We start from the raw sequence: 25,504 nt of genomic DNA, 5'->3' as shown, positions 1-25,504 counted from the left end.
GTTCCCCTCAGAATCCCAGGCTAGACAATAAATCGTCCACGTCGACTTGACTGGTGGCAACGTCGCCCTGTCTGTCGTCGATACCCGGTACGACGGGGCCCGGCGGTGCATGCTGGGCGTCCTCTATCGCTCCTTTTTCGAACTTGCGTTTGCCCGAAATACTGATCAGTTTGACCATACTGCTTTCCAGCTCCTGAACCAGTTCTATCACTTTACGGATGATTTGACCGGTAATATCTTGAAACCCTTGTGCCATCAGAATGTCGTTCAAACCGGCTTGAACCTGTTCCAACTCGCCTTTGGATTTTTTAAAATGCCGGGAAATCTCGCCGGACATGGCTTTAAATTCCTCCAAAGGCATTTCTCTATCCAAAAAACGCGACCATTTTCCCGACAAAAGATCGACTTGATCGTTGAGTTCTTGAGAAATCGGCAGCAAATTCTCAACGGCAGTTAACGTTTGATTGGCTGCCTGCTCGGTCATCGCAATGACATAATGCAAACGTTCTTTAGCATCGGGAATATCTTGCTCCGTCATCACGGCGAACTTTGCATCCAAATTGAAACTGATCATGGTATCGTGCAACTGGCGCGTCAAACGCCCCAACTCTTTAAACAGTTGAGTTTCCCTGAGCCCGGCTAATTCGTCCAGCAATTCGTCCGCCATTGTTTGGTCTTTCGCCTCCAGTGCTGCCACCAAATTTTTGGCTAAGTCCAAAAGATCGCTCGTTGTATTCGAATCCACTACTTTCAACCTTCAATGCGTTCAAAGATTTTTTCGATTTTTTCCTTAAGCGTAGCCGCCGTGAACGGTTTAATGACGTATCCGTTCACCCCGGCTTGCGCAGCCATGATGATCTGCTCGCGCTTGGCTTCCGCAGTCACCATCAAAACCGGTAAGTTCGCCAAATGAGGATTAGCCCGAACGGCCTTCAACAAATCGATTCCGGTCATACCCGGCATGTTCCAATCGGTAATCAAAAAGTCGATGCCGCCTTTTTCCAAAATCGGTATCGCGGTTTTACCGTCGTCCGCTTCTACCGTGTTGGTAAACCCAAGGTCTTTCAATAAGTTCTTCACAATTCTCCGCATTGTCGAAAAGTCGTCGACAATCAGAATTTTCATGTTTTTATCCAAGGAAAATCTCCACCCAGATTACGTCGTCAAATTAAGTCGAAAAGGTCTGAAAACCAATGCAATTATCCTAAAAAACCAATAATTACTATGGTTTAAATGCGGCCGCCATTATCATTTCCTTCCAGCCAATCTGCAAGCCTAGCCCTAAGACGCAATAATGCCTGACTACAGATTTGGCTCACTCTGGATTCGCTGACTTCCAACACTTGCCCAATCTCGCGCAAATTCAATTCTTCATCGTAATACAACGAAATAACCAAGCGCTCTCTTTCCGGCAAATCTGCGATCGCGTTGGCAAGTGCCTGTTGAAAACTTTGCTCTATAAATTGCTGCTCGGGATGATGCTGAGTATGGATTTCATCAATAACGCTATCTTCTCCTTGAACCAGCTCTTCCACGCTAAAGGTCTTACACGCCGCGGTATCCTGCAGAATATGCCGGTATTCCTCAAGCGATACGCCCATTTGTGCCGCGACTTCGGTTTCGTTAGCGTCTCTTCCCAGGCGATTTTCCACATTGCGTATAGCTTCGGCCGCCATACGCGCTTTTTTATGTACCGAGCGAGGCGTCCAATCTGCGCGACGTAATTCGTCCAGCATGGCTCCGCGGATGCGGATGCCGGCATAGGTTTCGAAACTGGCGCCCTGGCTGGCATCGTATTGCTTAACCGCTTCTAAAAGCCCCAACATGCCGGCCTGAATTAAATCTTCGATTTGTACGGTGTCGGGTAAACGCCCCATCAAATGGTAGGCAATGCGCTTGACTAACGGTGCATGCTGGATGACCCAATCATTGGCTCCACCCGCTTGCACAGCAGCATACATTGCCGCTCCGCTCATGCAACATCCTCTTGGGTACTGTACTGAATCATGCGTTCGACGAAAAATTCCAGATAACCGCCGGCTTTAGGCTTGATAGGCCAATGATCGATTTTTCTCGCCAAATTTTTAATGGCTAAAGCCGACTTGCTTTGCGGAAACGCCTCGACTACCGGCGTTTGCTTCTGAACCGATTTTTTCAGGTAATCGTCCATAGGCACCGCCCCGACGTAATGTAAGGCTACATCCAGATAACGGTCGGTTACCTTGCTTAACTTGCTGAACAGTGCTTGGCCGTGTTCGGCCGATTGCACCATGTTGGTAATGATGTGAAAACTATTCAATCCGTAATCGCGGTTGAGCAACTTGATATAGGCATAGGCGTCGGCCAACGAAGTCGGTTCGTCGCACACCACGACAATAATTTCCTGCGACGCCCTGGCAAAATTCACCACACTGGCGGAAATGCCGGCTGCGGTATCGACGATCAGGATATCCAGCTCTTTATCGATCTCGCTGAACGCTCTGATCAAGCCGGCCTGTTCGGCACTGCTCAATTCCGACATGCGTTGCACGCCGGAAGAGGCCGGAATAATTTTCAATCCGGCCGGTCCCAGCATCATGATTTGCTTCAAGGTTTTTTCGCCGCTCAACACGTGGGACAGGTTGAACTCCGGAAACATGCCCAACAAAATATCGACGTTGGCTAAGCCCATATCGGCGTCCAATATCGCCACTTGCCGGCCCGATTTGGCCAAAGCCACGCCGATGTTGACCGACAAATTGGTTTTGCCAACGCCACCTTTACCACTGGTGACCGCTATTACCCGAACCGGTTTCATCTGTCTCATGTTTCGTATTCCCGCTGCTTGATCCGACGACTTACGCATGGCCTTCCGCCAACCAACGCTCTTGGTCCAGATCATCCATGTCGGAGTGCTCATCGTCCAACGTCATACAATGCTGTATCAAAGCTTCGGCTTCCGGCATATAAATGTCTTCAGGTACTTGTTGCCCGTCGGTTATATACGATAAAGGCATACGCCTTTCGATGAGCGCGGAGAGCGCTGAGGCCCTGCAAACCGCTTCGTCGAACTTGGTAAGTATAGTTGCTTGCGGCTCCAGCATACTAAATGCATCGATAATTTCCAGAGCCGCTTTATATTGAGTATTAGCCGACATGACTAAGTAGGAACGAATCGGTAAGTCGCCGTGCCGCAAAGTTTTGATTTGCTCGGCCAGGCGCAAATCGCGCTGACTCATACCGGCGGTATCGATAAGTATTAAACGCTTGTCGCTAAAATCTTGGACGTGTTGGCACAATTCCTCGGCATCGCCGGCGATACGCACCGGAATATCCAGAATTTTTCCATACGTATTGATTTGCTCGTGAGCACCGATACGGTAATTATCCGTAGTGATCAAAGCAATTTGCCTGGAACCGTGCTTCAAAATATATTGCGCCGCCAGCTTCGCAATCGTAGTAGTTTTTCCGACTCCGGTAGAACCGACCAAAGCCGCTATGCCGCCCTGCTCCAGCAACCGGTCTTCCGCAATCGGCATCGCTCTGGCCAACATCTCTTGCGACTTGGCCCAAGCCTGTTCGAATTTTTGGTGGCCACCCAATCGATTGGCGACTTTGGTAGCCAATGTTTTGGAAAAGCCGCAATCGCTCAGCTTTTCCAACAATTCGCCGCGCAAGGGCTGGGCGTCGGGTAGCGGCAGTTGCGAAATATTCGACAGCTTGGCATCCAACAAAGCCCGCATATCCTTCATTTCACGGCGCATTTCTTCGAAAAACTTATCTTGAGCCAGATTGTTTAGCGCTGCCGGGTTTGCAGGCTCGTGCGGTTGCGGCTTATGCGCGCTTTCGGCACCCAATGCCCAGGCGGGCTTATCCGCCGCTTTCATTTTATCGGCAATTTTTTGCGCATTCACATTGCCTAACTGCACCTTTTCCGCATAGCCCAAGTACTGGTCCATGTTGCGCCGGATCGGACTTTCCGTTTCATTGCCTTTCTTGCGAGCGCTGCTCAGCACGTGTATCGGCTTGTTCTCCCCTGAGAACTCGGGCAAATCGTGTTTTTTTTGCCGTCTGGCCGCCGCTTCCTGTTCCTGCTGTTGCTTTAGATTTTTTTGGATGACTTGTTCGTCGAAATCCCGAGCCGCCACAATTTCGACGCCGCCGTCCACCGAGCGGTTGGACATAATCACGGCATCCGCACCCAGCTCTTCTTTGACCATGCGCATGGCTTGGCGAATATCTGTTGCAAAAAAGCGTTTAATTTTCATCGCTTAACCTCGTTAATCGTTAACCGCGCTGTCCAACCGTAGACACCACGCGAATTTGCCTATCTTGCGGGATCTCGTTGTACGCCAACACGTGCAAGCCTGGAATCGAATGACGGACGAAACGAGCCAACCAAGGCCGGATGAACGAAGAAACCAGCAGCACTGCCGCTTGACCTTCCAATTCCATCCGTTGCGCACTTTCTTCCAAAGATTGGTGCATTTGTTCGGCCAATCCGGGCTCCAGCCCGGCGCCGCCTTCGCCCGCCGTCTGCAATGACTTATGCAATATTTGTTCCAGCCCCGGCTCTAAAGTTATTACCGGAATTTCCGCTTGTACTCCATTGATTTCATGGACAATTGACCGCCCTAAGGACGACCTCACGGCGGACGTCAACACGTCCGGATCTTGACTCTTGACCCCGTACTCCGCCAAAGTTTCGGCGATGGAACGAATGTCTCTTATCGGCACTCTCTCCTGCAGCAAATTCTGCAAGACCTTGACCATTAAACCGAGCGGCAAGGTCTTAGGGACCAGATCCTCGACCAACTTCGGCGCTACTTTCGCCAAGTTATCCAGTAATTGCTGAGCCTCCTCGTAGCCGAACAGTTCGTGCGCATTATTTTGCAAGATATGGCTCAAGTGCGTAGCCACGACGGTGCCCGGATCGACGACGGTATAACCTAAGGTTTGCGCATGATCTTTTTGTGCGACTTCAATCCATACCGCATCCAAGCCGAACGCCGGATCCTTACAGGCCACACCCTGCAAATTGCCGAATACTCGTCCTGGATTGATGGCCATTTCCTTTTCCGGCATGATGTCCGCCTCGCCTACGGTAACCCCCATCAACGAAATTCGGTAAGCGGTCGGCGACAAATCCAGATTATCGCGAATATGCACGGACGGAATTAAAAAACCCAATTCTTGCGACAGTTTTTTTCGAACCCCTTTGATACGGGTCATCAACTGCCCGCCCTGATTCCTGTCCACCAAGGGAATCAAGCGATAACCGACTTCCAAGCCTATCGTGTCGACCGGCATGACATCGTCCCAGCTCAATTCCTTGATTTCCGCTTTGGCCAACTGCTGCTGCGGAATCAGCATCCGCTCCATTTCCAACGCCTTTTCTTCTTCGCGTTTGCGCCGCTTGTCCAACAAATACGCCGCACCACCCAGCACCGAGGCCAACAAAATAAACACGACATTAGGCATGCCGGGGATGATGCCGAGCAGACCCATGACCACCGCGGTAACAATCAGGGTCCTAGGATCTTCGAACAATTGCGACGATACTTGCTGCCCTAAATCCTGCTTACTTCCCCTGACGCGCGTGACGACCATCGCCGACGCGACCGATAACAACAAGGCGGGAATCTGCGCCACCAAACCGTCACCGATAGTCAGCAATACGTAACGGTTTGCCGCATCCGCAAAACTCATGTCGTGTTGGCCGACGCCGATCGCCAAACCGCCGATGACGTTGACGAACAAAATGATGATGCCGGCCACGGCGTCGCCGCGCACGAATTTGCTGGCACCGTCCATGGAACCGTAAAAATCGGCTTCGGCTGCGACTTCTTCCCTACGCGCTCTCGCCTCGTCTTGATTGATTAAACCCGAGTTTAAATCGGCGTCTATCGCCATTTGCTTGCCGGGCATGGCGTCCAAGGTAAAACGGGCACTCACTTCGGCCACCCGGCCGGCCCCCTTGGTCACTACCACAAAGTTGATAATCACCAAGATCGCGAATACCACCACGCCTACCGCGAAATTTCCGCCAATCACGAACGACCCGAATGCTTCGATCACCTTGCCGGCCGCATCGCCCCCTTCGTGTCCTTTGATCAATACCACCCGGGTAGAAGCAACGTTCAAGGACAAGCGCAGCAGGGTTGCCACCAAAATCACGCTGGGAAACGAAGCGAATTCCAGCGGTTTCAGGGTGTATATCACCACTAGTAAGATGATGAGGGAAAAAGCAATATTGAAGGTAAAGAACAAATCCAGCAAAAATGCCGGCAACGGCAGCACCAACAGCGCCAAAAGCATGATGATAACCAGCGGAGCCCCCAAGCCCATGCCGGTCAGCGATTTGACGGTAGCAAATAATTTGGCGAAATCCATGACTGCTTGCGTTTAGGTTCTAAATTCGTCGGGCACTTGCACGTCGCTGGGCGGAGCCGGCTTAGTCCAGCCCTGTTTGGCGGCCGCCCGCAGTTGAAACACGTAGGCCAACACTTGAGCCACTGCCAGAAACAAGCCGCGCGGAATTTGCTGATTCAACTCGGTGGAATAATACAAAGCTCTGGCCAGTTGCGGCGCGGCCACTAAGGTCACCTTGTGCTCCAAGGCTATATTGCGTATTTGCGCGGCAATCAAATCCGTACCTTTAGCGACCAACACCGGAGCACCGGGCCCGTGCTGGTCGTATTGCAATGCGACGGCGAAATGAGTCGGATTGGTTACCACCACATCCGCCTTCGGGACAGCTTCCATCATTCGCCGCTGGGCTGCCTGCATCTGCAATTGACGAATCTTGCCTTTGATTTCCGGATTTCCTTCGGCGTCTTTGGCTTCGTCTTTGACTTCTTGCTTGGTCATCTTCAGCTGGCGCTGGTGATTCCATAACTGATAAGGCACGTCCAGCATCACTAACAGCAGAAAGGTCGCGCTCAAAATCAGCACTGCAAACACGATTTTGTTACCCACCTGGGTTAGCGCGGCTTCTAAATTTTGTTGGCTCAAGCTCATGAAATAGTCAATGTTTAACTTAAACAAATTCCATGCAACGAAGCCGATTAACACGACCTTGAGTATGGCCTTGACCAGCTCTACGACACCTTGAATCCCGAAAATTTTTTTTATGCCCTGTAAAGGATTTAATTTGGAAAACTTGGGTTCGAACGCCTCCGAGCTAAAATTCCAGCCTCCCATCATCAATGGCGTCAATAAATCGGCCACCAGCAATACAAGCATAAACGGCGCCACAATCGAGAATCCGGTTTCGAATGCCTGCTTGAAATAAGCGACGGATATGGCCGGGTCGAAAATTCTCTCCCGCGGCACATAAAGGTGGCGTCTTAGCATTTCCAACAAGTTTTGCGTCATATAGCCGCCGGTATAAAAAAACAGGGCGGCACTAACCATCAAGGTCACAAAAGTGTTCAATTCCTTGGAACGGGGAACCTGGCCTTTCTTACGCGATTCGGAGATTCGCTTACCGGTAGGGTCTTCGGTTTTGTCGTCGGAATCGTCCGCCATCTAAGACAGCCTCAACAATTCGCCGACCAATTTAAAGCCTTGCTGCAGCATGTCGGTAAAGGCGTCCAGCATCTCTACGATACCTATCCAAACCAATGCCATACCCAACAATATCGTGATAGGAAAGCCGACCCCGAACAATTGCAGTTGCGGGGCCGCTTTAGAGGCAATCCCAAAACAAATGTTGACGAACAACAACGTCGAGATGACCGGCAGTGCCAACAGCAAACCGCCGGCGAAAATTTGCGAACTCCAACTGATCATGCGCCATAAATCGTCCGTTTGCAGACCGGAAACGGCAACAGGCAAGGTATAAAAGCTTTGCGCCAACATTTCTATCAACAGCAAATGCCCGTCTACCGCCAAAAAAGTCAAACTGGAAGCAATGATGAACAATTGGGCGATCACCGGCGTTTGCACGCCGGTTGTCGGATCGACCAACGAGGCAAAGCCTAATCCCATGCTGTAGGCTATCGACTGTCCGGCAAACAACATGATGGAAAACACCATTTGTAAAATAAAGCCGGTCGCTAGACCTATGAGCAATTGCTGTACGGTCACCATCCAGCCGGCCGCGCTGAACGGCGGAATGTCCGGCATTTGGGGTAACACCGGATAAAGGGTCATGGTAATCAACAAGCTCAAAAACACTTTTAATTTTGCCGGCACCGTATTGACGCTAATCACGGGCATCGACAAAAACATCGAACTGATGCGTAAAAATGGCCAGAAAAACGCGACAAGGTAAGCGATGAGCTGGTCTTCGCTGAAGTTCATCCTATGATATGCGGTATTTCGCGCATCAAATCTTGAAAGTAATCGATCAGCATTTGCAGCATGCCCGGTCCGGCTATCATCAGCACGATAATGATGGTGGCCAATTTCGGGATGAAGGTTAGGGTTTGTTCCTGAATCGACGTAGCCGCCTGGAACATGGAGACGAGTAGCCCCACCGCTAGAGAAGACAACAACACCGGCCCCATTAACTTCACCGATATCCATACCGTTTCTTGGGCAATGACCGAAATCGTTTCCGGAACCATGGTTTTAGCCGATTAAACGTAAAAACTTGCCGCTAGCATTTCCAGCACCAGCGACCAACCGTCCGCCAACACGAACAGCATCAACTTAAAGGGTAACGATACGATCATTGGCGAAAGCATCATCATGCCCATAGACATCAATACGCTGGCAACCACCATGTCTATCACCAGGAACGGCAAAAAAATTAAAAAACCGATTTGAAAACCGGTTTTAAGCTCGCTGGTCACGTAGGCCGGGACCAAGATCGAAAAAGGTACCTCTTCCGGCTTATCGATGCTCTCCCGCCCGGAAATCCTGACAAACATGTCGATATCCGTTTCCCGGGTTTGCCGGAGCATAAATTGCTTAAAGGGCTCAGAGGCATTAGCAATGGCCGTTGTAATATCGATTTTCTCTTCCAGATAGGGCTGAATCGCGGTGTCGTTGACCTTGTCCAGAACCGGCATCATGATAAATGCGGTCAAAAACAACGATAAGCCCAACAATACTTGATTGCTCGGCGCTTGCTGGGTACCTATCGCCTGACGCAACAAACCAAGCACTATCATGATGCGCGTGAAAGACGTCATGGTCAGTAGCAATGCCGGCAGCAAGGTCAGCATCGTCATAATGGCCAAGATCTGGATGGTAACCGTGTAGGTTTCACCGCCCTTCGCATTGCTAGTCACGGTAATCGCCTCGATTCCCGGGGGCGCCGCTTGAACCTCAGCCAAGCCTAACAACCATAATCCGACGCATGCCCCCAAGCAATAAAGCTTACGCATGGTTCTTGGCCTGAATTAAGCGTTGCAATTTATCGGCGAACGTTTCGCCGTCCGCTCCTGCGATTGGATCCCCCACAAACAAGCGAGCATCGCCGTCCAATTCCAATAACTTGTCGATACGCCCCGGCGTAACACCCAATAGCAATTGTTTGTCCCCAACCCGGACTAACACCAGTCTTTCCCGCATACCGATTGAAAGTCCGGCGATGACGGACAATTGCCCTTTTTCGCTACGCGTCAGAGTTCCGCTACGCCTTAACAGCCAAACCAAGCCGGCAAAGATAGCCAGCACCAGCAATAACGACACCAACCATTGGCCGACCGTGGCCAAGCTCAACACGGAATGATGCGCCTCATCCGCCCCACCGACGCCGGCATGACCGTCAACATAGATCAGAGTGACCGCAATGCAGACAAGCGCTCTTAGAATAGGCATCAGCCTAACTTTCTCACGCGTTCGGACGGACTAATAATGTCGGTCAACCGAATTCCGAATTTATCGTTTACGACGACGACTTCGCCGTGTGCGACCAAGGTTCCATTCACTAACACGTCCATAGGTTCGCCGGCGAAGCGGTCCAACTCCACTACCGAACCTTGATTCAATTGCAAAAGGTTGCGAATGTTGATTTTTGTCCGCCCTATCTCCAACGATACGGTTACCGGCACGTCCAAAATCACGTCTAATCTAACTTCGTCGCCGCCTATCGGCTTAGTCTTGGTTTCGCTAAGATGCGGAAACTCGGCCGCTTCGTAACCCGGATTCTTGCCTGCCGCACTTTGTTCTTTTAGAGCATCACCCCAATCCGCTTCGGCCTGGGCTTGTTCATTCATGGCAGCAGCCCAATCATCGCCCATTTCATCGTTTTCGCCCATATCACTCGCCTCGTCTTATTCGTTACAGGTTATCAAGCGACATCTTCTCAATTATTTCAACTGCATAATTGCCGTCCGACAAACCAAGCTTTCCTCTGAAGATAGGGACGCATTCCACTTCCAACACCACAGTTTCGGGCATTTCTATGGGAATGACATCACCTTTCTTCAATTCGATAATTTCGCTGATCAACATTTCCTTTTCTATTAAATTGCTATTCAGCGTCACCTCGCTACGCATTACTTCAGCGCGCAACGACTCTTGCCAACGACCATCGACCTCGCCCCTGTCGCTCGTCACCGCATCAAGCAGTTCCCGGATGGGCTCTATCATGGTGTAAGGCATGGCTACGTTGATATCGCCACCGCCGCCCTCTAATTCGACGTGTATCGTCGAAATCACCACAATTTCCGACGGGCTGACGATATTGGCGAATTGCGGATTGACCTCCGAATTGATATATCCGAAATCCATATCCATAACCGGCTTCCATGCTTCGGTCAAATCTTTGAATATCATGTCGATGATCAATCGAATGATACGCATCTCAGTCGGAGTAAATTCCCTTCCTTCTACTTTGTTATAGAATTGGCCGCCGCCTCCGAAAAAGTTGTCCACCGCGGTAAAAACCAATCGAGGTTCCATGACGATCAACGCTCTGCCGCGTAGCGGCGACATTCTGATGACGTTCAAATTGGTCGGAACAAACAAACTTTGGATAAATTCCGAAAATTTTTGTACTTGAATCCCGGAAACAGAGATTTCGGCGACTCTACGTAAAAAATTGAATAACGAAATTCGAAAATAACGAGCAAACCGCTCGTTCACCATTTCCAGCGTCGGCATCCTGCCGCGCACGATACGTTCCTGACTGGTAAAGTCATAAGTCCTTATTGCCTTACTGAGTTCCTCATCTTCGAATCCGGTATCGATATCGCCGTCGTCGACGCCATGCAATAGCGCATCGATTTCGTCTTGTGAAAGTAAATCCGCGGTAGACATTTACTGCATCACAAATTCGGTGAAATACACGTCTTTGACGCTGTTTTTGCCAGCCATCTTTTCAAGCACCTTGCCAACCTCGCTAAGCATCGACGCTTGCAGCTCTTTTTTGCCTTCTAAGGTTTTCGCCTTATCGGCGCCTATGGCACTAATCGCCATCAACAAATTATTCCTAATCATAGGCTCATGTTTTTTCAAGGCTTCTACACTGGCGTCGCCTTTAGCCTGAATCGATACCGATATTTTAATGATCCGCGCGCTTGAACCGGCAGGATAATTCACAAGTAACGGACTGGACATTTCATAATAAACGTCCGGCTCAACTACCGGGTGCTCAGCCTCTTCCGGTTTTGCCGCCTTTTCCTGTTGATCGCTTTTATGCTCCTTCGATACCTCATCGGCTTTGTTTAATACCAGAAAGTAATAACCGGCACCGCCACCTCCTAAAAGCAAAATGATCAGCACGATAATGATCAACCACTTTTTCGAAGACTTGGTTTCACCTTCTTTAGAAGTCTTTTCCGCCATAACTTACCTTGTGAATGTGTTTAAGCACGAATTGAGCCACTGTATTCGGACAACTACCCGCCTAGTCTCGACTTACTTTTAGTGAATTTTTACTAGAAATCGGCCGGCTATAGAAGTGTAGGCAGCAAGCGGCCTATTGTCATCTGTCGCACCAACAGAAATAACGCCGGGTCAGGGTTAACGCGCGTCAAAAACTCGGCGCGTCAAAGAAGGGGAGCGGCACTCACATTTACTTGCGAATGCCGCAGGAAAAGAAGGCTTAAAGCGAATTTGTAGCGTTTAAATCTTGGAAAGCCTGCTCCAACCTAGTCGCCATACCGACTTGACCGGCACGTTGCCATACACGCGGATCATAGTATTTTTTGTTCGGCTTGTCGGCACCTTCCGGATTACCGATTTGCCCTTGCAAATAGCCTTCGTTTTTCTTGTAGTAATTCATCACACCTTCCCAACTTGCCCATTGCGTATCGGTGTCGATGTTCATTTTCACTACACCGTAGCTAATTGACTCTCTGATTTCTTCCGGTGACGAGCCTGAGCCACCGTGGAACACGAAAGTTAAGGACTTATCGGGCAAGCCGAATTTTTCGGACACATACTTTTGCGAGTTATCCAGAATTTTCGGAGTCAGCTTGACGTTACCGGGAGAATACACGCCATGTACGTTCCCGAAGGAAGCCGCAATCGTGAAATTAGGACTGATTTTGCTCAAATGCTCGTAGGCATAGGCCACATCTTCCGGTTGGGTATACAACGCCGAATGATCCATGCCGCTGTTATCCACCCCATCTTCTTCGCCGCCGGTACAGCCCAGTTCGATTTCCAGGGTCATACCCATTTTATTCATGCGTTCCAAATACTTGGCACAAATTTCGATATTTTCTTGCAGACTCTCTTCCGAAAGATCCAGCATATGCGAACTGAATAAAGGTTTGCCGGTAGCCGCAAAATGTTTTTCGCCGGCGTCCAGCATACCGTCTACCCAAGGCAACAATTTTTTCGCTGCGTGGTCGGTGTGCAAAATAACTGGCACACCGTAGAGTTCCGCCATTGCATGTACATGGTGAGCTCCTGAAATCGCACCGGCAATGGAGCAACCTTGTCCTTCCAATTTCAAGCCTTTACCCGCTACAAATGCTGCTCCACCGTTTGAAAACTGGATAATTACGGCCGAGCGGGCTTTTGCCGCCGCCTCCAATACCGCGTTAATGGTGTCGGTGCTAATCACGTTAACCGCCGGCAGCGCAAAGTTATTAGCTTTGCAAACTGCAAAAACTTTTTGTACATCGTCCCCGGTTACGACGCCCGGTTTAACTACATCTAAAATTTTTTGAGACATCTAATATTCCTGTTAAAAACAAACTAAGGCCGCGTACTCGATTCGGCGGCCTTATTATTAAATTGCTGCGCGCGAATCGAATTTCGCGCGCAATAGCATTGGCGATACGGTTTTAAGCCGCCAATGCTTCCAAAGCGACCAAGCGGTCTGCCAACAATTTTTCCAGAGTTTCCAAAGCTTTTGCAAAACCGTCTATACCTTCGGCAAGCTTTTCTTTAGCCATGCGATTTTCTTCGTGCATGCGGTCAAAAGTATCTTTGTCGACACTAATTTTCTCAATATCCGCATCCATAGATTTAGCGGGGTCCAACTTGCGCGGCAGTTCGCCTTCAACGGATTGCAACTCGGCCAATAGAGACGGAGCGATAGTTAATAAGTCGCAACCGGCCAATTCGGTAATTTCTCCAATGTTTCGGAAGCTGGCACCCATTACTTCGGTTTTATAGCCGAATTTTTTGTAGTAGTTATAAACGTCGGTAACCGACACTACGCCCGGGTCTTCTTGAGGCGGGTATGAATCACGGCCGGTGTCTTTTTTATACCAATCCAATATGCGGCCAACGAAAGGCGATATCAGCGTAATACCGTTTTCCGCACAAGCGATAGCTTGATGCATGCCGAACAACAAGGTCAAGTTGCAATGAATTCCTTCTTTTTCCAACACGGAGGCCGCTTGGATCCCTTCCCAAGTTGCCGCTATTTTGATCAAAACGCGTTCTTTAGAAACGCCTGCGGCTTCGTATTGCTTGATCAAATCGCGGCCTTTGGCAATAGTGCCCTCTACGTCGAAAGACAAACGGGCATCGACTTCGGTAGAAACCCGACCTTCGATGATTTCCAGAATTTTCAAACCGAAAGAGACCGCCAAGCGATCGAACGCCAACGATACCACTTGAGCCGCAGAAGCCGCTGCACCTAAGGTGGCGCGTGCGCCCTTCAAGGTATCGTCTACGATCTCTTGGTATTGGGGCATTTGCGCGGCCGCGGTGATCAGAGACGGATTGGTGGTAGCGTCGCGCGGCTTAAAGGTTTCGATAGCCTGGATATCGCCGGTATCAGCAACCACGACCGTCATTTCTCTTAGTTGCTCAAGTAAATTTTTTGCCATAGGAGTATCCTCGTTATTTAGATTGATTTGTTTCCCTGATGATGAGAATGTGATTCCATAAAGCGCAATCACTCTAACTACGCATTAAATGACGGCAATCAGTATGCCGCGAGATTTATTATTATTGGAACAGTATCGCCACTGTCTGCGGCTTCAAGCATCAAGATACTTTAAAGTACATGAGTGGCGATATTGATTAATGCATGTTAAAGAATTACGGAAGCCCACATATCTTGCATTACTCAGTAGTCATGCGTGGGTAAAACCCTTATAGGAATTAACCGTTATCCCTTTTAGCAGCCGCGGCCTCTCTGTCTTTGACCACTTGTTTGGCCATGTATCTGGATACGCCGGTAGCCGGCACTTCGGTTTGTTTTTCCAGATATTTAGCAACACCGGTTTTATTGGCACCCATTTTTTCCAGATATTTTTCAACGCCTGTAGCACCTTCATTCGCTACTGAATAATCCGCCGCACCGGCAGTACTACTACCACCTTTTTTATTCATTAAGAAATAGCCGGCAACTGCGGCAACTGCGATCAAGCCGAACAAAGTGGTATCCGAAGAACCGGATTTTGCCGGAGCACTAGCTTCGACCTCGGCACTCGCAGACGAAGCGACAGCAGCTGCCGGGCGGCTGGCACCCGGAGCAACAGGGGCAACCGAACTATGCTTGTAGCCGGGATCGTTAAACAGCACTTTAGGTTGATAATTGGCCGCCGGGAAGTTTGGATCGTTTTCCACGGCTGGCGCCGCAGCCGCCGGCTGCGGCGCCTCGGCTTTGTAATTAGGATCCGAATAGACTACTTTCGGCTGAAAATCCGCCGCCGGATAATCGGACTCAGCTAAAGCCAGAGGGCTAGCCAACACCAAAGCCGCCATAACGCCTGTTAATACTTGTTCTCTTTTCACGTTTTTCACCTAATGATTCGTTAAAACCGTTCGAGCCTAGACGAACTAGGCTCATTAGTTCTTTGGGTTAAAGCACAGCCTCGACGTTGGCGACGACGTTATCGACAGTGAAGCCGAACTCTTTGAAGAGCTGGCCGGCTGGCGCCGATTCGCCGAAACGATCCAGCCCGACGATTTTGCCATGGCTGCCCGCGTATTTCCACCAGCCGTCGCTGACCCCCGCTTCCACGACCACCCGCGCGCTGACGCTAGGCGGCAATACGCTGTCTTTGTAAGCCTGATCTTGGGCTTCGAATACGTTGGTGGACGGCATGGACACCACGCGGATGTTTTTGCCTTTCGCTGCCAACGCTTCGGCGGCTTTGACCGCCAATTCAACTTCGGAGCCCGTGGCGATGATGATCGCGTCCGGCCTGCCTTCCCCGCGCAACACGTAACCGCCTTTGGCGATGTCGGCGATTTGCCCGGCGTTGCGTGTCATGTGCGGCAGGTTTTGACGCGAGAAGATCAAGATGCTAGGGCCGTCTTTACGTTCGATAGCCGCTTTCCAGCTGACTGCCGACTCGACCGCATCGCAAGGCCGCCAGACCTGCATGTTGGGTATCATGCGTAAGGTGGCGGTTTGCTCGACCGGCTGGTGGGTAGGGCCGTCTTCGCCCAGACCGATGGAGTCGTGGGTGTAAACGAAGATGCTCGGCGCTTTCATCAGGGCCGACATGCGCAGGGCGTTGCGGGCGTATTCCGAGAACATCAGGAAGGTGGCGCCGTACGGTTTGAAGCCACCGTGCAGGGTCAGGCCGTTCATGATGGCGCTCATGCCGAATTCACGCACGCCGTAGTAGACGTAGTTGCCGTTGTAGCCTTCGGCGCAGACGTCTTTGCAGCCGGACCACAGGGTCAGGTTGGAGCCGGCCAGGTCGGCGGAACCGCCCAACAGTTCCGGCAGCAACGGGCCAAAGCCGTTCAGGGTGTTTTGCGAGGCTTTGCGGCTGGCGATGGTTTCGGCTTTGGCGTCGACCGCCGCCACGAATTCCGCCGATTTTTCCGCCCAGTCGGCCGGCAGGTCGCCCGCCATGCGGCGTTGGAATTCGGCGGCCAAGTCCGGATGCGCGGCTTGGTAAGCGGCGAATTTGTCGTTCCAGGCGCTTTCCAGACGGTCGCCTTTGGCTTTGGCGTCCCATCCGGCGTAGATGTCGGCCGGGATTTCAAACGCCGGATGCGGCCAACCCAGTTGTTCGCGGGTAGCGGCGACTTCGGCTTCGCCTAAGGCGGCGCCGTGGCATTCTTCTTTGCCTTGTTTGTTGGGCGAACCAAAGCCGATGATGGTTTGGCAGCAGATGATCGACGGTTTGTCCTTGACGCTGCGCGCTTCTTCGATGGCTTTTTTCACCGCATCCGGATCGTGGCCGTCGACTTTGGGGATGACGTGCCAGCCGTAGGCTTCGAAGCGTTTCGGGGTGTCGTCGTGGAACCAGCCGGCTACGTTGCCGTGGCCGCGCACTTCGCCGTCGATGGAGATGTTGTTGTCGTCGTAGAAGGCGATCAGTTTGCCCAGTTTCATCGAGCCGGCCAAAGAGCAGGCTTCGTGCGAGATGCCTTCCATCAAGCAGCCGTCGCCCAGGAACACGTAGGTGTAATGGTCGACGATGTCGTGGCCCGGACGGTTGAATTGGCCGGCCAGGGTACGCTCGGCCAGAGCAAAGCCCACGGCGTTGGTGATGCCTTGTCCCAAAGGACCGGTGGTGGTTTCGACGCCGTCGGTGTAGCCGTACTCCGGATGTCCCGGGGTTTTGGAGTGCAGTTGGCGGAATTTTTGCAATTCTTCGATCGGCAGATTGTAGCCGGCCAAGTGCAGCAAGGAGTAGATCAGCATGGAGCCGTGGCCGTTCGACAGGATGAAGCGGTCGCGGTCGGCCCATTTCGGGTTAGTCGGGTTGTGTTTTAAATAGTCGTTCCATAGGACTTCTGCGATGTCCGCCATCCCCATCGGGGCTCCAGGGTGTCCGGAGTTGGCTTTTTGCACGGCGTCCATGCTGAGTGCGCGGATGGCGTTCGCTAATTCTCGGCGCGAAGGCATGTGGGTCTCCTGTTATTTATTCTTTTGGCTCGATGTTTGACATGCAAACACCGCGATAGCTGAGGCTCAATGATTTAAAGGGCCGACACACCCACTCTGTCGAGCAAGCAGACAAGCCCCCTCTGTAACCGGCGAAAAACCTGCGACTCGATAGAGTCACAGGTTTAAAGCAAGCTTTCTTATTCCAAGTTCGCGTGGCGCGATCTCATCTCTTCTTCAGGAATACCTTTCTCATGAATTACATGAGAGATAGTCGCTTCCAAAAACAGCAAGGTAGACAATTCGAAAACGGTACCCATAGGCATGCCTTTGACTTTACCGTATTGTTCCGATCTACCGATTTGCAAGGTAATTTCCGCCAAATCGCCGATAGTCGAGTCGTCTTTTGCGGAAATCAGACAGATTTTGGCGCCGACTTCTTTAGCTTTTTTAGTGAATGCGATTAGCTGCTCAGTTTCGCCCGATCCGGAAATCACGATCAGAAGATCCCCGTTTTTGATACTTGGCGTAACAATTTCGCCGACAACGCTGACATCGTAGCCGGCGTGCATCAGACGCATTGCGAAAAAATTACCTACCAGTTTCGAACGACCTGCGCCCGAAATAAATACGCGCTTGGCGCCGTCGAGCATGTCGACCAACGTTTTGTCGTGCGAATCAGGAGTAGCTTCGAGAATGCCGGAGATTTTTTTGATGACTAAATCTTGATGCATGATTCACACCGCCGCAGCTTCTACCAATTCACGAATTTCGCGCGCGGCTTCGGCCGGAGAGGGCGCGCCGTAGATGGCAGCGCCGACAACGATGATGTTGGCACCGGCTTTAACGGTTTGATCGATAGTGGCAGGTTTGATACCGCCGGCGACGGATACGCGAACGTTCAAGCCCAATGAAGCGACGTCGTTCAGGTCGGCAAACGGGGTTTGGCCGGCGGCTTGCGCGTCCAGACCGGTATGTACGCCCATGATTTGCGCGCCCATTTTTGCGGATTCGCGTGCGCACTCGGCTTTGTTCGGTACGTTGATCAAGTCAACTTGTACTTCAGCGGCGTGTTTTTTCGCCGCTTTGATGACGCCGCCGATGGTAGCCAAGCCGGAAACGCCCAATACGGTGCAGATGTCCGCACCTGCTGCATAAAACGCACCGGCTTCGTATTCGCCGGCATCCATGGTTTTTAAGTCAACCAACAGCAGTTGGTTTGGAAAACGTTGTCTCAATTCTTTGACTAAGTTGATACCGTTATATTTGATGCAAGGCGTGCCAATTTCGAAAATATCGACGTAAGGCGCTACTTGCTCAGCCAATGCTACGGTTTGGTCGAAATCCAAAGAATCCAACGCCATTTGAATTAATGGTCTTGCCATGTGATGTGCTCCGAAAGGTTTTATTATAGGAATGCTGATTATCTTGTCGCCACAATCTGCTGGGCCAGTCACATACTCGTGATGCGCCGGTAACTGTAAGGTAGAAATAGCATAGATGTCAATGCCCGCGCAGCCTAAAGCCGGTTTTGGACGGCGCTCCAAATGAACATGGGGCGCCCGCTGATTTAACGATGCCGCCATATTTCGGCAGCATCGACCATCTATTGAGGGTTATTGGCTGTTATTTTGCGGCTGAGCAGGCGGTGGATTTTCGGCCGGAGGCATAGAGCCGCTTTGCTCTACAGCCTGCTCAATAATAATATCTTTTTCAATAGCCTTTAGCGTTTTACTACCTATCCCATTGACGTTTTCAAGCTCCTGCACGGATTTGAAATGTCCATGCTCGGTGCGATATTTGACGATCTCCTCGGCTTTCTTGGGGCCGATGCCGGGTAACGCTTCCGCAATTGTCGCCGCATCTGCGGAATTGATGTTGACCGGGGCAGTAAGCGCTTGCACCGGCACCAGCAATAGCATTGCAAGTAACATTTTCATCGTTCTACTCCTAAAATCACAAGCAAAGTTAAGCTATACAAGTATGTCAGCATAGCCAGATTACTAGTGTAGACGACGGCAACTGAATTTCAACACCAGTCTAATCATCGATTTTTAGCGATAAAAATAGCCCTGACCGGCGCAGGCAACCCTTCAACGGTCAAGCTTCCATTCTCCGGATGCAAAAAGTCCCGAAGCGAATTAAATCTCATCCATTCAGTACTCCGTTGTTCGTCTACCGTAGTGCTCGCGACATCGCACAACTCAATATCCCGAAATCCGCAACGATACAGCCATTTTTCCAGCGCAGCACAACTCGGCAAAAACCAAACATTGCGCATTTGCGAATAGCGCTGCCGCGGCAGCATCGCCGTATTCTCATCGCCTTCAACGACCAATGTTTCAAGTACCAATTCACCTCCCGGACGTAGGCAACCTTGCAACTCCAACAAATGATCGATAGGCGAACGCCTGTGATACAGCACCCCCATGGAAAATACAGTGTCGAATAAATGCGAGTCCGGCGGGATTTGCTCTATGCCAAGCGGCAACAGGTAAATAGGCGCCATAGAGCCATACAGCCGATTGACGGCCTCGAACTGCATGACACTCAACAGGGTAGGATCAATGCCCAACACGAGTCGCGCACCGGCCCCTAGCATGCGCCAGCAGTGGTAACCGTTGCCGCATCCTACATCCAACACCATTCGACCAGTCAACGGCGAAATACGCTGCCTGATTCGCTCCCATTTCCAGTCCGACCGCCACTCGGTATCCAATTCCACGCCGTACAAGCCATAAGGTCCTTTTCGCCACGGATGCAACTGTTGTAACGCCTCTATCAATTGGGAACGCTGCGCGGGATCAATTTGCCCCGCGGAACCGATTCGCACCCCATCTCGCAGATCCACGGCATCCGGCACCAATAACGGCAACCGGTTTATCGCAGCCTGCCAACGAGCAAAATCTCCGTGAGCGGATGCGGATAGAATCCGTTCGACTTCCGGTTTAACTTGCGCCGCCCATCGAGCGTCGCCCGCTGCTTGCAGAGCTTCGTACAGCGCTTGATAGTCCGTCATTTCAAGGCAATGATAGAGGCGAAATTAAAGTACTGAAACCAAATTTCGGCACTGGCAAATCCGGCTTCTAGTAAGCGTTGTTGATGTTTGACAAAGGTTTCCGGAATCAGCACGTTTTCCAATGCGGTCCGTTTCTGACTGATTTCCAATTCGCTATAGCCCTGCATTTTTTTGAAATGGTGATGCATATCTATTTGCAAAGCCTGCTGCCTAGCGTCGTCGAACATCAATTTTTCCGACAAGATCAACACGCCCCCGGGCAACAAACCGCGATAAATGGCAGCCAACAAAGCCGGCCTGTCTAGCAGGGGAATGAACTGCAAGGTGAAATTCAGCACCACGACCGAGGCATTTTCGATTTCGACATTCCGAATGTCATCGCATAACACACTGACTTCCGGTTTGGATTCGCCACTTTCCGCCTCGTCTATCTGTTGCAAATTCTGTCGAAAACCGGCCACCATGGCATCCGAATTATCCACGGCGATTATTCTGCAGCCCCGCACGCAAATAGCTTCCCGCATCGCCAACGCAGCTGCGCCTAGTGAGCATCCTAAATCGTAGCATTGAGAATTTGCTTGACAGAAGCGCGCCGACAAATGTCCGACAGCGGAAATCATGGTTTGATAACCCGGCACCGAACGCCGAATCATATCCGGAAAAACGTTAGCAACCGTATTATCGAATTGAAACGCCGCCACTTCACCCAGCGGGTAAGCGTACAAAGAATCTTTCTTGGATGTCATGGGACAACACCTCCGCTCGGGGCGGAGGTGCAAAACGACTGATGAACGTTTAAGAGTTGGTATTACCGGAAAGCGCTTCCGAATTCCGTTTGGCCAGTTGATTAATGACCTCTCGCAACGAACCGGTACGTTCGACTTCGTTTTTAAAACTGGTGCGGTAGTTGGTCACCAAGCTAACCCCTTCGATCAAAATATCGTAAACCTTCCATTCGCCCTTACTTAACAACATTCGATAGTTGACCGCAATAGGCTGCAAGCCGGGCTGCAAAATTTCGGTTTTAACCATGGCCTTGCGCTGATCGCCTTCGGAATCGCCCATTGGTAAAAAACGTACCGACCACTCTTTAAATTCGACGAACGCCCGGGAATAAGTTCTGATCAGCAAGGTCTGAAACTCTCGCTTGAACGCTTCTTTTTCAGGCTCGCTGGCTTCCTTCCAAAGCTTGCCCAACACCAGCGACGAGATCAGATCGAAATCCGCCCTAGGATAAATAACCGAATGCACAAACTCGGTAATCTTACGAAAATCTTTGGTAAATCCGGGGTCTTGCATCTTCGTTTTCAGTTGCACCGAAGCGTCGTCGATCACCTGCTGCGGCGCGCTGAGTTCCGCAGCGCCGACAACCGTGCTTATACTTGTCAACAATCCGAACAGTAAAACGAATACGACGTTTACATTCAATCTCATAGTAATTTCAACTGCCTCTACTGACGCATCATCCGGCAAAATCAGATAATTGCCCGCGATACACTGTTACAATGTTTTAATGATCCGACAGCGAACGGCTTTCGTTCACCTCGGCCCGAAACAAATTTCGGCGATATTTTACTATGGAAAAGATTCCCGCCCCTAACGACTTTTATCCGGCCACTCGCTTGCGCCGCATGCGTTACCAGAATTTTTCCCGTCGACTCATGCGGGAAAATCGCCTGAGCACGGACGATCTAATCTACCCCATGTTCGTTATCGAAGGCCAGGGCCGGCGCGAAGCGGTTGCTTCCATGCCCGGCGTCGAGCGGCTCAGCATCGATTTGCTGTTGCAAGAAGCCGAGGAAGTACAGCGTTTGAAAATTCCTGCTATAGCGCTGTTTCCGGTAATCGACCCACGGCAAAAGTCACTAGACGCTAGCGAAGCCTACAACCCGGACGGCCTGGCGCAACGTTGCGTCAAAGCCTTAAAAACCAACTTTCCGGAATTAGGCGTAATTACCGATGTCGCCTTGGACCCATTTACCTCGCACGGCCAAGACGGGCTGCTGGACGACGACGGCTATGTGAGCAACGACGCGACGGTAGAGGTGTTATGCAAACAAGCCTTGTCGCATGCCGAAGCCGGCGCGGACATCGTCGCACCGTCCGATATGATGGACGGCAGAATCGGTGCGATTCGCGCGACGCTGGAACAGCACCGGCACGTTAATACCCGCATCCTTGCCTATTCCGCCAAATACGCCTCCAGCTTCTACGGCCCGTTTCGAGACGCGGTAGGCTCCGCCGGGAATTTAGCCGGCGGCAACAAATACAGTTACCAAATGGACCCGGCCAACTCGGACGAAGCCCTAAGGGAAATCGCCCTGGATTTACAAGAAGGCGCGGACATGATCATGGTAAAACCCGGCATGCCCTATCTGGACATCATTCGCCGCGCTAAAGCACAGTTCGGCGTACCGACTTTTGCTTATCAAGTCAGCGGCGAATACGCCATGCTGAAAGCCGCCGCCCAAAATCAATGGCTGGACGAGAGACAAACGGTACTGGAATCGTTGTTGTCGTTTAAACGGGCCGGCTGCGACGCCGTCCTGACTTATTACGCCAAAAACGTCGCCCAGTGGCTCAGCGAATAAGCCATGCCTTTATCGAGAGATTGACTATGGACATATCCGAAGACGAAGAACCGCAGCTGCCAAGCAAACGCCATGTCGGCCTGGAAGAGGCCGTTTTCATCTTGCTGGTCATCCTTTCGCTGACCGGCATTAGCATCACGCGTTTTTCGATTCACGACGGTTACGGCTATTGGCTATTCATGGTGTTCGTATTCGCGGCTTTGTCGATTTTCGTTTCGTGGCTGCAAGCCAAAGCGGGCGCACAAGATTTCGGCGAAATTGTAAAACAACAAGGCATGCATTGGCTGCACACGCTGCTGATCGTCGGCGCAGCGTTCTTTCTGAACAAGTCAGGTCAACTGACCGAAATCGGGGCGAGCTTGGTGATATTGCTGATCCTGGCGCTAGCCACCATCCTCGACGGCTACCGCATCGGCTGGCAATTCCGTTTACTGGGTTTCTTTTTGGTGGCCTGCTCATTGATTGTCGCTTATATCGAACAATACATTTGGACCTGTATCGGCCTGGGTGTATTGCTGATCATAGTGACCGTGTTTTGGAGCTACCGGACGACACAGCGCAGACAATATGCAGACGATTGATCATTATGCGGTGTTCGGCTATCCGATAGGACACAGCAAATCGCCACGCATTCATCGTTTGTTTGCCCAACAAACCGGGCAAGACCTTGAATACGCCGCGGTCGCGGTTCCTGCCGACACGTTTTCCGCTAGCGTCTCGGCTTTCTTGGCGGGAGGAGGCAAAGGTTTAAACTGCACAATTCCCTTGAAAGAACTCGCCTGGCAACGAGCGGAGCAGTTAACGGAGCGCGCCCGATTAGCCAAAGCCGTCAATACCCTGGCGCTGCAAACGGACGGAACGCTGCTGGGCGATAACACGGACGGCTTCGGTCTGGCGAACGATTTAACCCGCAACCATCAAGTGAAAATTTCCGGAACCCGCATCTTGGTGCTGGGCGCGGGCGGCGCTACCCGCGGCATACTGAGCGCCTTATTCGGTCTGGCTCCGGACAGCGTATTGCTTATTAATCGCACCGTCGAAAAAGCCGACAACCTGGCGCAAGAATTTTGCCACTTAGGCCCCATTCGTAGCGGCGGCTATGCCGATCTGCATAATTTGTCCGGGTTCGATTTGATCATCAATGCGACCGCCAGCAGCCTTAGCAACGAGTTGCCGCCTTTACCCGATCACGTACTGCGCGACGGCGGGGTCTGCTACGACTTGGCATACGGCAATCAACCGACCGCGTTCGTCCGCTGGGGACAAACCCATGGCGCGGCCAAAAGCGTGGACGGCTTGGGCATGCTGGTGGAACAGGCGGCTGAAGCGTTCCGGCTCTGGCGCGGGTTAAGCCCCGACACGGCAGCGGTCATCAATCTATTAAACCGGGAACGCAATCTCCACGCCTCGGAATCTTGACCTAAACTACTAGTCGGCATTTAATTCCTTAAACCTCCAACCAACGGATCGTTCATCTAAGGACCGACTATGGCTTTCCCAGGCAAATTCAGCAAATGGCACAATTTAGCCGATAAAGGAGCGAAAGTTTCTCCACAAATTCTGGAACAGCTGTTCCCGGTCCGTAACCTGAGCGAAGAAGTCCGCCTGAGCTTCGCCGAAGAAAACCACATGGAGTCGATCCCGGCCGGCGCCACATTATTTACTATCGATACGCCGACCGACTCCGCCATTTACTTGATCAAAGGCAGCATTAATTTTACCGACCAGAACGGCCGCAGTTACTCGATAGAAGCCGGCAGCCCTAAAGCCAAATTTCCGATCTGCAGCGGCAACAAACATACGACCACGGCGGTCACGGAAACCGAGGTCAGCTTATTGCGCGTTTCGCTCAGCATCATGTCGTCCTGTAACCGCAATCAACACCAGGCGTTGGAAATACCGCCGAAACTCAGCGATAACCGCCTGTTAGCCTTATTTGCGGACCATTACCTCAATCACGAACTGGAAATCCCATCGCTACCCGAAGTCGCCATCCAAATTCGCAAAGCCATCCAGGCCGACGTCAACTTGGACGAGATCGTAAAAATCGTTAACCTTGATCCGGTGATTTCGGCAAAACTAGTGGAAGTGGCCAACTGCCCACTATATATCGCGCAAGCGCCAGCCAAAAACTGCATGGACGCGATCAAACGCATAGGCTTAAACGCAACCCGCAGCATGGTAGTCTCGCTAAGCTTGAAGCAAGTGTTTAAAAGCCGTTCGCAACCCATCAAACTGCGACTCGAAGAATTGTGGAAAAAAAGCCTGTATCTATCCACGCTTTGCCACATTTTAGCCAAGGCCGGTAAAGAAATTAATCCAGAAGACGCCTTACTCGCCGGCTTGGTCAGCGACATTGGCGGCATTCCTTTTTTGAATTTCGTCGCCAATCTTCCGAACGAATTCACCAAAGACAAGGAAATTTCCGAAGCATTACCGATAGTCACTCCCGTTGTCGGCACTACCGTTTTAAAAGAATGGCAGTTCGCGCCGGAGTTCATCGACGTCAGCCTCAATTCGCACAACTGGTATCAAAACTCCGGCGATAACTTATCGCTGACGGACATTGTAGTACTGTCGCGTCTGCACACCCTGATCGGCAACAGAGCCTTGCACGACCCCTTGCCCGCCATCACCTCGATTCCCGCCGCAGGAAAATTTAAAGGTATCGCCCTATCCCCGGAAAATACCTTAGCCATCCTCCACGATGCAAAATCGAAAATCCACTCCGCCTTACGCCTCTTCCTGACTTAA

Annotated in this window: 28 protein-coding genes; 4 read left to right on the top strand and 24 right to left on the bottom strand. The window is 51.2% G+C overall.

The window, feature by feature from the left end:
• Nucleotides 1-7: 7 nt before the first annotated feature.
• The 24 genes from AB0A83_RS03690 to AB0A83_RS03575 all read right to left on the bottom strand — a co-directional run bounded on the left by AB0A83_RS03690 (nt 8) and on the right by AB0A83_RS03575 (nt 21,593).
• Nucleotides 8-718, bottom strand: a complete 711-nt coding sequence (locus AB0A83_RS03690; RefSeq protein WP_232056764.1) for a protein phosphatase CheZ — start codon at nt 716-718, stop codon at nt 8-10.
• Between the two features lie 32 nt (nt 719-750).
• Nucleotides 751-1,137 (bottom strand): chemotaxis response regulator CheY, encoded by a 387-nt coding sequence (gene cheY / locus AB0A83_RS03685; RefSeq protein WP_150046832.1) that lies wholly within the window; start codon nt 1,135-1,137, stop codon nt 751-753.
• A gap of 92 nt (nt 1,138-1,229) precedes the next feature.
• Nucleotides 1,230-1,976 (bottom strand): RNA polymerase sigma factor FliA, encoded by a 747-nt coding sequence (locus AB0A83_RS03680; protein WP_367155426.1) that lies wholly within the window; start codon nt 1,974-1,976, stop codon nt 1,230-1,232.
• Nucleotides 1,973-2,806, bottom strand: a complete 834-nt coding sequence (locus AB0A83_RS03675; protein ID WP_197737411.1) for a MinD/ParA family protein — start codon at nt 2,804-2,806, stop codon at nt 1,973-1,975. Before AB0A83_RS03675 ends, AB0A83_RS03680 begins: the two co-directional genes overlap by 4 nt.
• Nucleotides 2,807-2,837: 31 nt before the next feature.
• Nucleotides 2,838-4,247, bottom strand: a complete 1,410-nt coding sequence (flhF, locus tag AB0A83_RS03670) for a flagellar biosynthesis protein FlhF (RefSeq protein ID WP_367155424.1) — start codon at nt 4,245-4,247, stop codon at nt 2,838-2,840.
• A gap of 19 nt (nt 4,248-4,266) precedes the next feature.
• Nucleotides 4,267-6,372 carry a flagellar biosynthesis protein FlhA gene (gene flhA / locus AB0A83_RS03665; protein WP_367155422.1) on the bottom strand — a complete coding sequence of 702 codons (2,106 nt, stop codon included), beginning with the start codon at nt 6,370-6,372 and terminating at the stop codon, nt 4,267-4,269.
• Between the two features lie 12 nt (nt 6,373-6,384).
• On the bottom strand, nt 6,385-7,509 hold the full coding sequence (gene flhB, locus AB0A83_RS03660; RefSeq protein ID WP_150046825.1) for a flagellar biosynthesis protein FlhB: 1,125 nt from the start codon (nt 7,507-7,509) through the stop codon (nt 6,385-6,387).
• Nucleotides 7,510-8,286 (bottom strand): flagellar biosynthetic protein FliR, encoded by a 777-nt coding sequence (gene fliR, locus AB0A83_RS03655; protein WP_150046823.1) that lies wholly within the window; start codon nt 8,284-8,286, stop codon nt 7,510-7,512.
• Entirely contained in the window at nt 8,283-8,552 is a 270-nt protein-coding gene (gene fliQ / locus AB0A83_RS03650; protein ID WP_150046821.1) for a flagellar biosynthesis protein FliQ, read from the bottom strand. The genes fliR and fliQ overlap by 4 nt, the downstream gene beginning before the upstream one ends.
• Nucleotides 8,553-8,564: 12 nt before the next feature.
• The gene (gene fliP, locus AB0A83_RS03645) at nt 8,565-9,317 is read right to left on the bottom strand and encodes a flagellar type III secretion system pore protein FliP (protein ID WP_150046819.1); all 753 of its coding nucleotides are present in this window, start codon (nt 9,315-9,317) and stop codon (nt 8,565-8,567) included.
• Entirely contained in the window at nt 9,310-9,753 is a 444-nt protein-coding gene (fliO, locus tag AB0A83_RS03640) for a flagellar biosynthetic protein FliO (RefSeq protein ID WP_150046817.1), read from the bottom strand. The genes fliP and fliO overlap by 8 nt, the downstream gene beginning before the upstream one ends.
• Nucleotides 9,753-10,193, bottom strand: a complete 441-nt coding sequence (fliN, locus tag AB0A83_RS03635; protein ID WP_150046815.1) for a flagellar motor switch protein FliN — start codon at nt 10,191-10,193, stop codon at nt 9,753-9,755. Before fliN ends, fliO begins: the two co-directional genes overlap by 1 nt.
• Before the next feature lie 22 nt (nt 10,194-10,215).
• Nucleotides 10,216-11,196 (bottom strand): flagellar motor switch protein FliM, encoded by a 981-nt coding sequence (gene fliM / locus AB0A83_RS03630; protein WP_367155420.1) that lies wholly within the window; start codon nt 11,194-11,196, stop codon nt 10,216-10,218.
• Nucleotides 11,197-11,724, bottom strand: a complete 528-nt coding sequence (locus tag AB0A83_RS03625) for a flagellar basal body-associated FliL family protein (RefSeq protein WP_150046811.1) — start codon at nt 11,722-11,724, stop codon at nt 11,197-11,199.
• Between the two features lie 259 nt (nt 11,725-11,983).
• Nucleotides 11,984-13,063: a class II fructose-bisphosphate aldolase gene (gene fbaA / locus AB0A83_RS03620; protein ID WP_150046809.1), complete on the bottom strand. Its 1,080-nt coding sequence runs from the start codon at nt 13,061-13,063 to the stop codon at nt 11,984-11,986.
• Between the two features lie 112 nt (nt 13,064-13,175).
• The gene (locus AB0A83_RS03615; RefSeq protein WP_150046807.1) at nt 13,176-14,171 is read right to left on the bottom strand and encodes a transaldolase; all 996 of its coding nucleotides are present in this window, start codon (nt 14,169-14,171) and stop codon (nt 13,176-13,178) included.
• Between the two features lie 277 nt (nt 14,172-14,448).
• Entirely contained in the window at nt 14,449-15,084 is a 636-nt protein-coding gene (locus AB0A83_RS03610) for a hypothetical protein (RefSeq protein WP_367155419.1), read from the bottom strand.
• Nucleotides 15,085-15,151: 67 nt separating this feature from the next.
• Entirely contained in the window at nt 15,152-17,161 is a 2,010-nt protein-coding gene (tkt, locus tag AB0A83_RS03605) for a transketolase (RefSeq protein ID WP_150046805.1), read from the bottom strand.
• A gap of 179 nt (nt 17,162-17,340) precedes the next feature.
• Nucleotides 17,341-17,874: a 6-phospho-3-hexuloisomerase gene (gene hxlB / locus AB0A83_RS03600; RefSeq protein ID WP_150046804.1), complete on the bottom strand. Its 534-nt coding sequence runs from the start codon at nt 17,872-17,874 to the stop codon at nt 17,341-17,343.
• A 3-nt stretch (nt 17,875-17,877) separates the two neighbouring features.
• Nucleotides 17,878-18,525 (bottom strand): 3-hexulose-6-phosphate synthase, encoded by a 648-nt coding sequence (gene hxlA / locus AB0A83_RS03595; protein WP_150046802.1) that lies wholly within the window; start codon nt 18,523-18,525, stop codon nt 17,878-17,880.
• A 231-nt stretch (nt 18,526-18,756) separates the two neighbouring features.
• Nucleotides 18,757-19,080: a helix-hairpin-helix domain-containing protein gene (locus AB0A83_RS03590; RefSeq protein WP_150046800.1), complete on the bottom strand. Its 324-nt coding sequence runs from the start codon at nt 19,078-19,080 to the stop codon at nt 18,757-18,759.
• A 104-nt stretch (nt 19,081-19,184) separates the two neighbouring features.
• Nucleotides 19,185-20,159 carry a tRNA 5-methoxyuridine(34)/uridine 5-oxyacetic acid(34) synthase CmoB gene (cmoB, locus tag AB0A83_RS03585; RefSeq protein WP_150046798.1) on the bottom strand — a complete coding sequence of 325 codons (975 nt, stop codon included), beginning with the start codon at nt 20,157-20,159 and terminating at the stop codon, nt 19,185-19,187.
• Entirely contained in the window at nt 20,156-20,905 is a 750-nt protein-coding gene (gene cmoA / locus AB0A83_RS03580; RefSeq protein WP_367155417.1) for a carboxy-S-adenosyl-L-methionine synthase CmoA, read from the bottom strand. The genes cmoB and cmoA overlap by 4 nt, the downstream gene beginning before the upstream one ends.
• A gap of 49 nt (nt 20,906-20,954) precedes the next feature.
• Nucleotides 20,955-21,593 carry a phospholipid-binding protein MlaC gene (locus AB0A83_RS03575; protein WP_150046794.1) on the bottom strand — a complete coding sequence of 213 codons (639 nt, stop codon included), beginning with the start codon at nt 21,591-21,593 and terminating at the stop codon, nt 20,955-20,957.
• Between the two features lie 143 nt (nt 21,594-21,736).
• On the opposite strand from AB0A83_RS03575, the gene hemB reads away from it, so the two are divergent.
• From hemB to AB0A83_RS03555, 4 genes are all read left to right on the top strand, one after another.
• Nucleotides 21,737-22,750 (top strand): porphobilinogen synthase, encoded by a 1,014-nt coding sequence (gene hemB, locus AB0A83_RS03570; protein WP_150046792.1) that lies wholly within the window; start codon nt 21,737-21,739, stop codon nt 22,748-22,750.
• A 26-nt stretch (nt 22,751-22,776) separates the two neighbouring features.
• A complete protein-coding gene (locus tag AB0A83_RS03565) occupies nt 22,777-23,331 on the top strand; it encodes a hypothetical protein (RefSeq protein ID WP_150046790.1) in 555 nt (184 codons plus the stop codon).
• A complete protein-coding gene (aroE, locus tag AB0A83_RS03560) occupies nt 23,318-24,169 on the top strand; it encodes a shikimate dehydrogenase (protein ID WP_367155416.1) in 852 nt (283 codons plus the stop codon). Before AB0A83_RS03565 ends, aroE begins: the two co-directional genes overlap by 14 nt.
• A 69-nt stretch (nt 24,170-24,238) precedes the next feature.
• Complete coding sequence (locus tag AB0A83_RS03555; RefSeq protein WP_150046786.1) at nt 24,239-25,504, top strand: HDOD domain-containing protein; 1,266 nt, start codon at nt 24,239-24,241, stop codon at nt 25,502-25,504.

It is taken from the genome of Methylomonas sp. HYX-M1 (assembly GCF_040741385.1).
GTDB classification, from domain to species: Bacteria; Pseudomonadota; Gammaproteobacteria; order Methylococcales; family Methylomonadaceae; genus Methylomonas; species Methylomonas rhizoryzae.
Note: the sequence above shows the minus strand (reverse complement) of the source record. Positions and strands in the feature narration are given on the sequence as shown.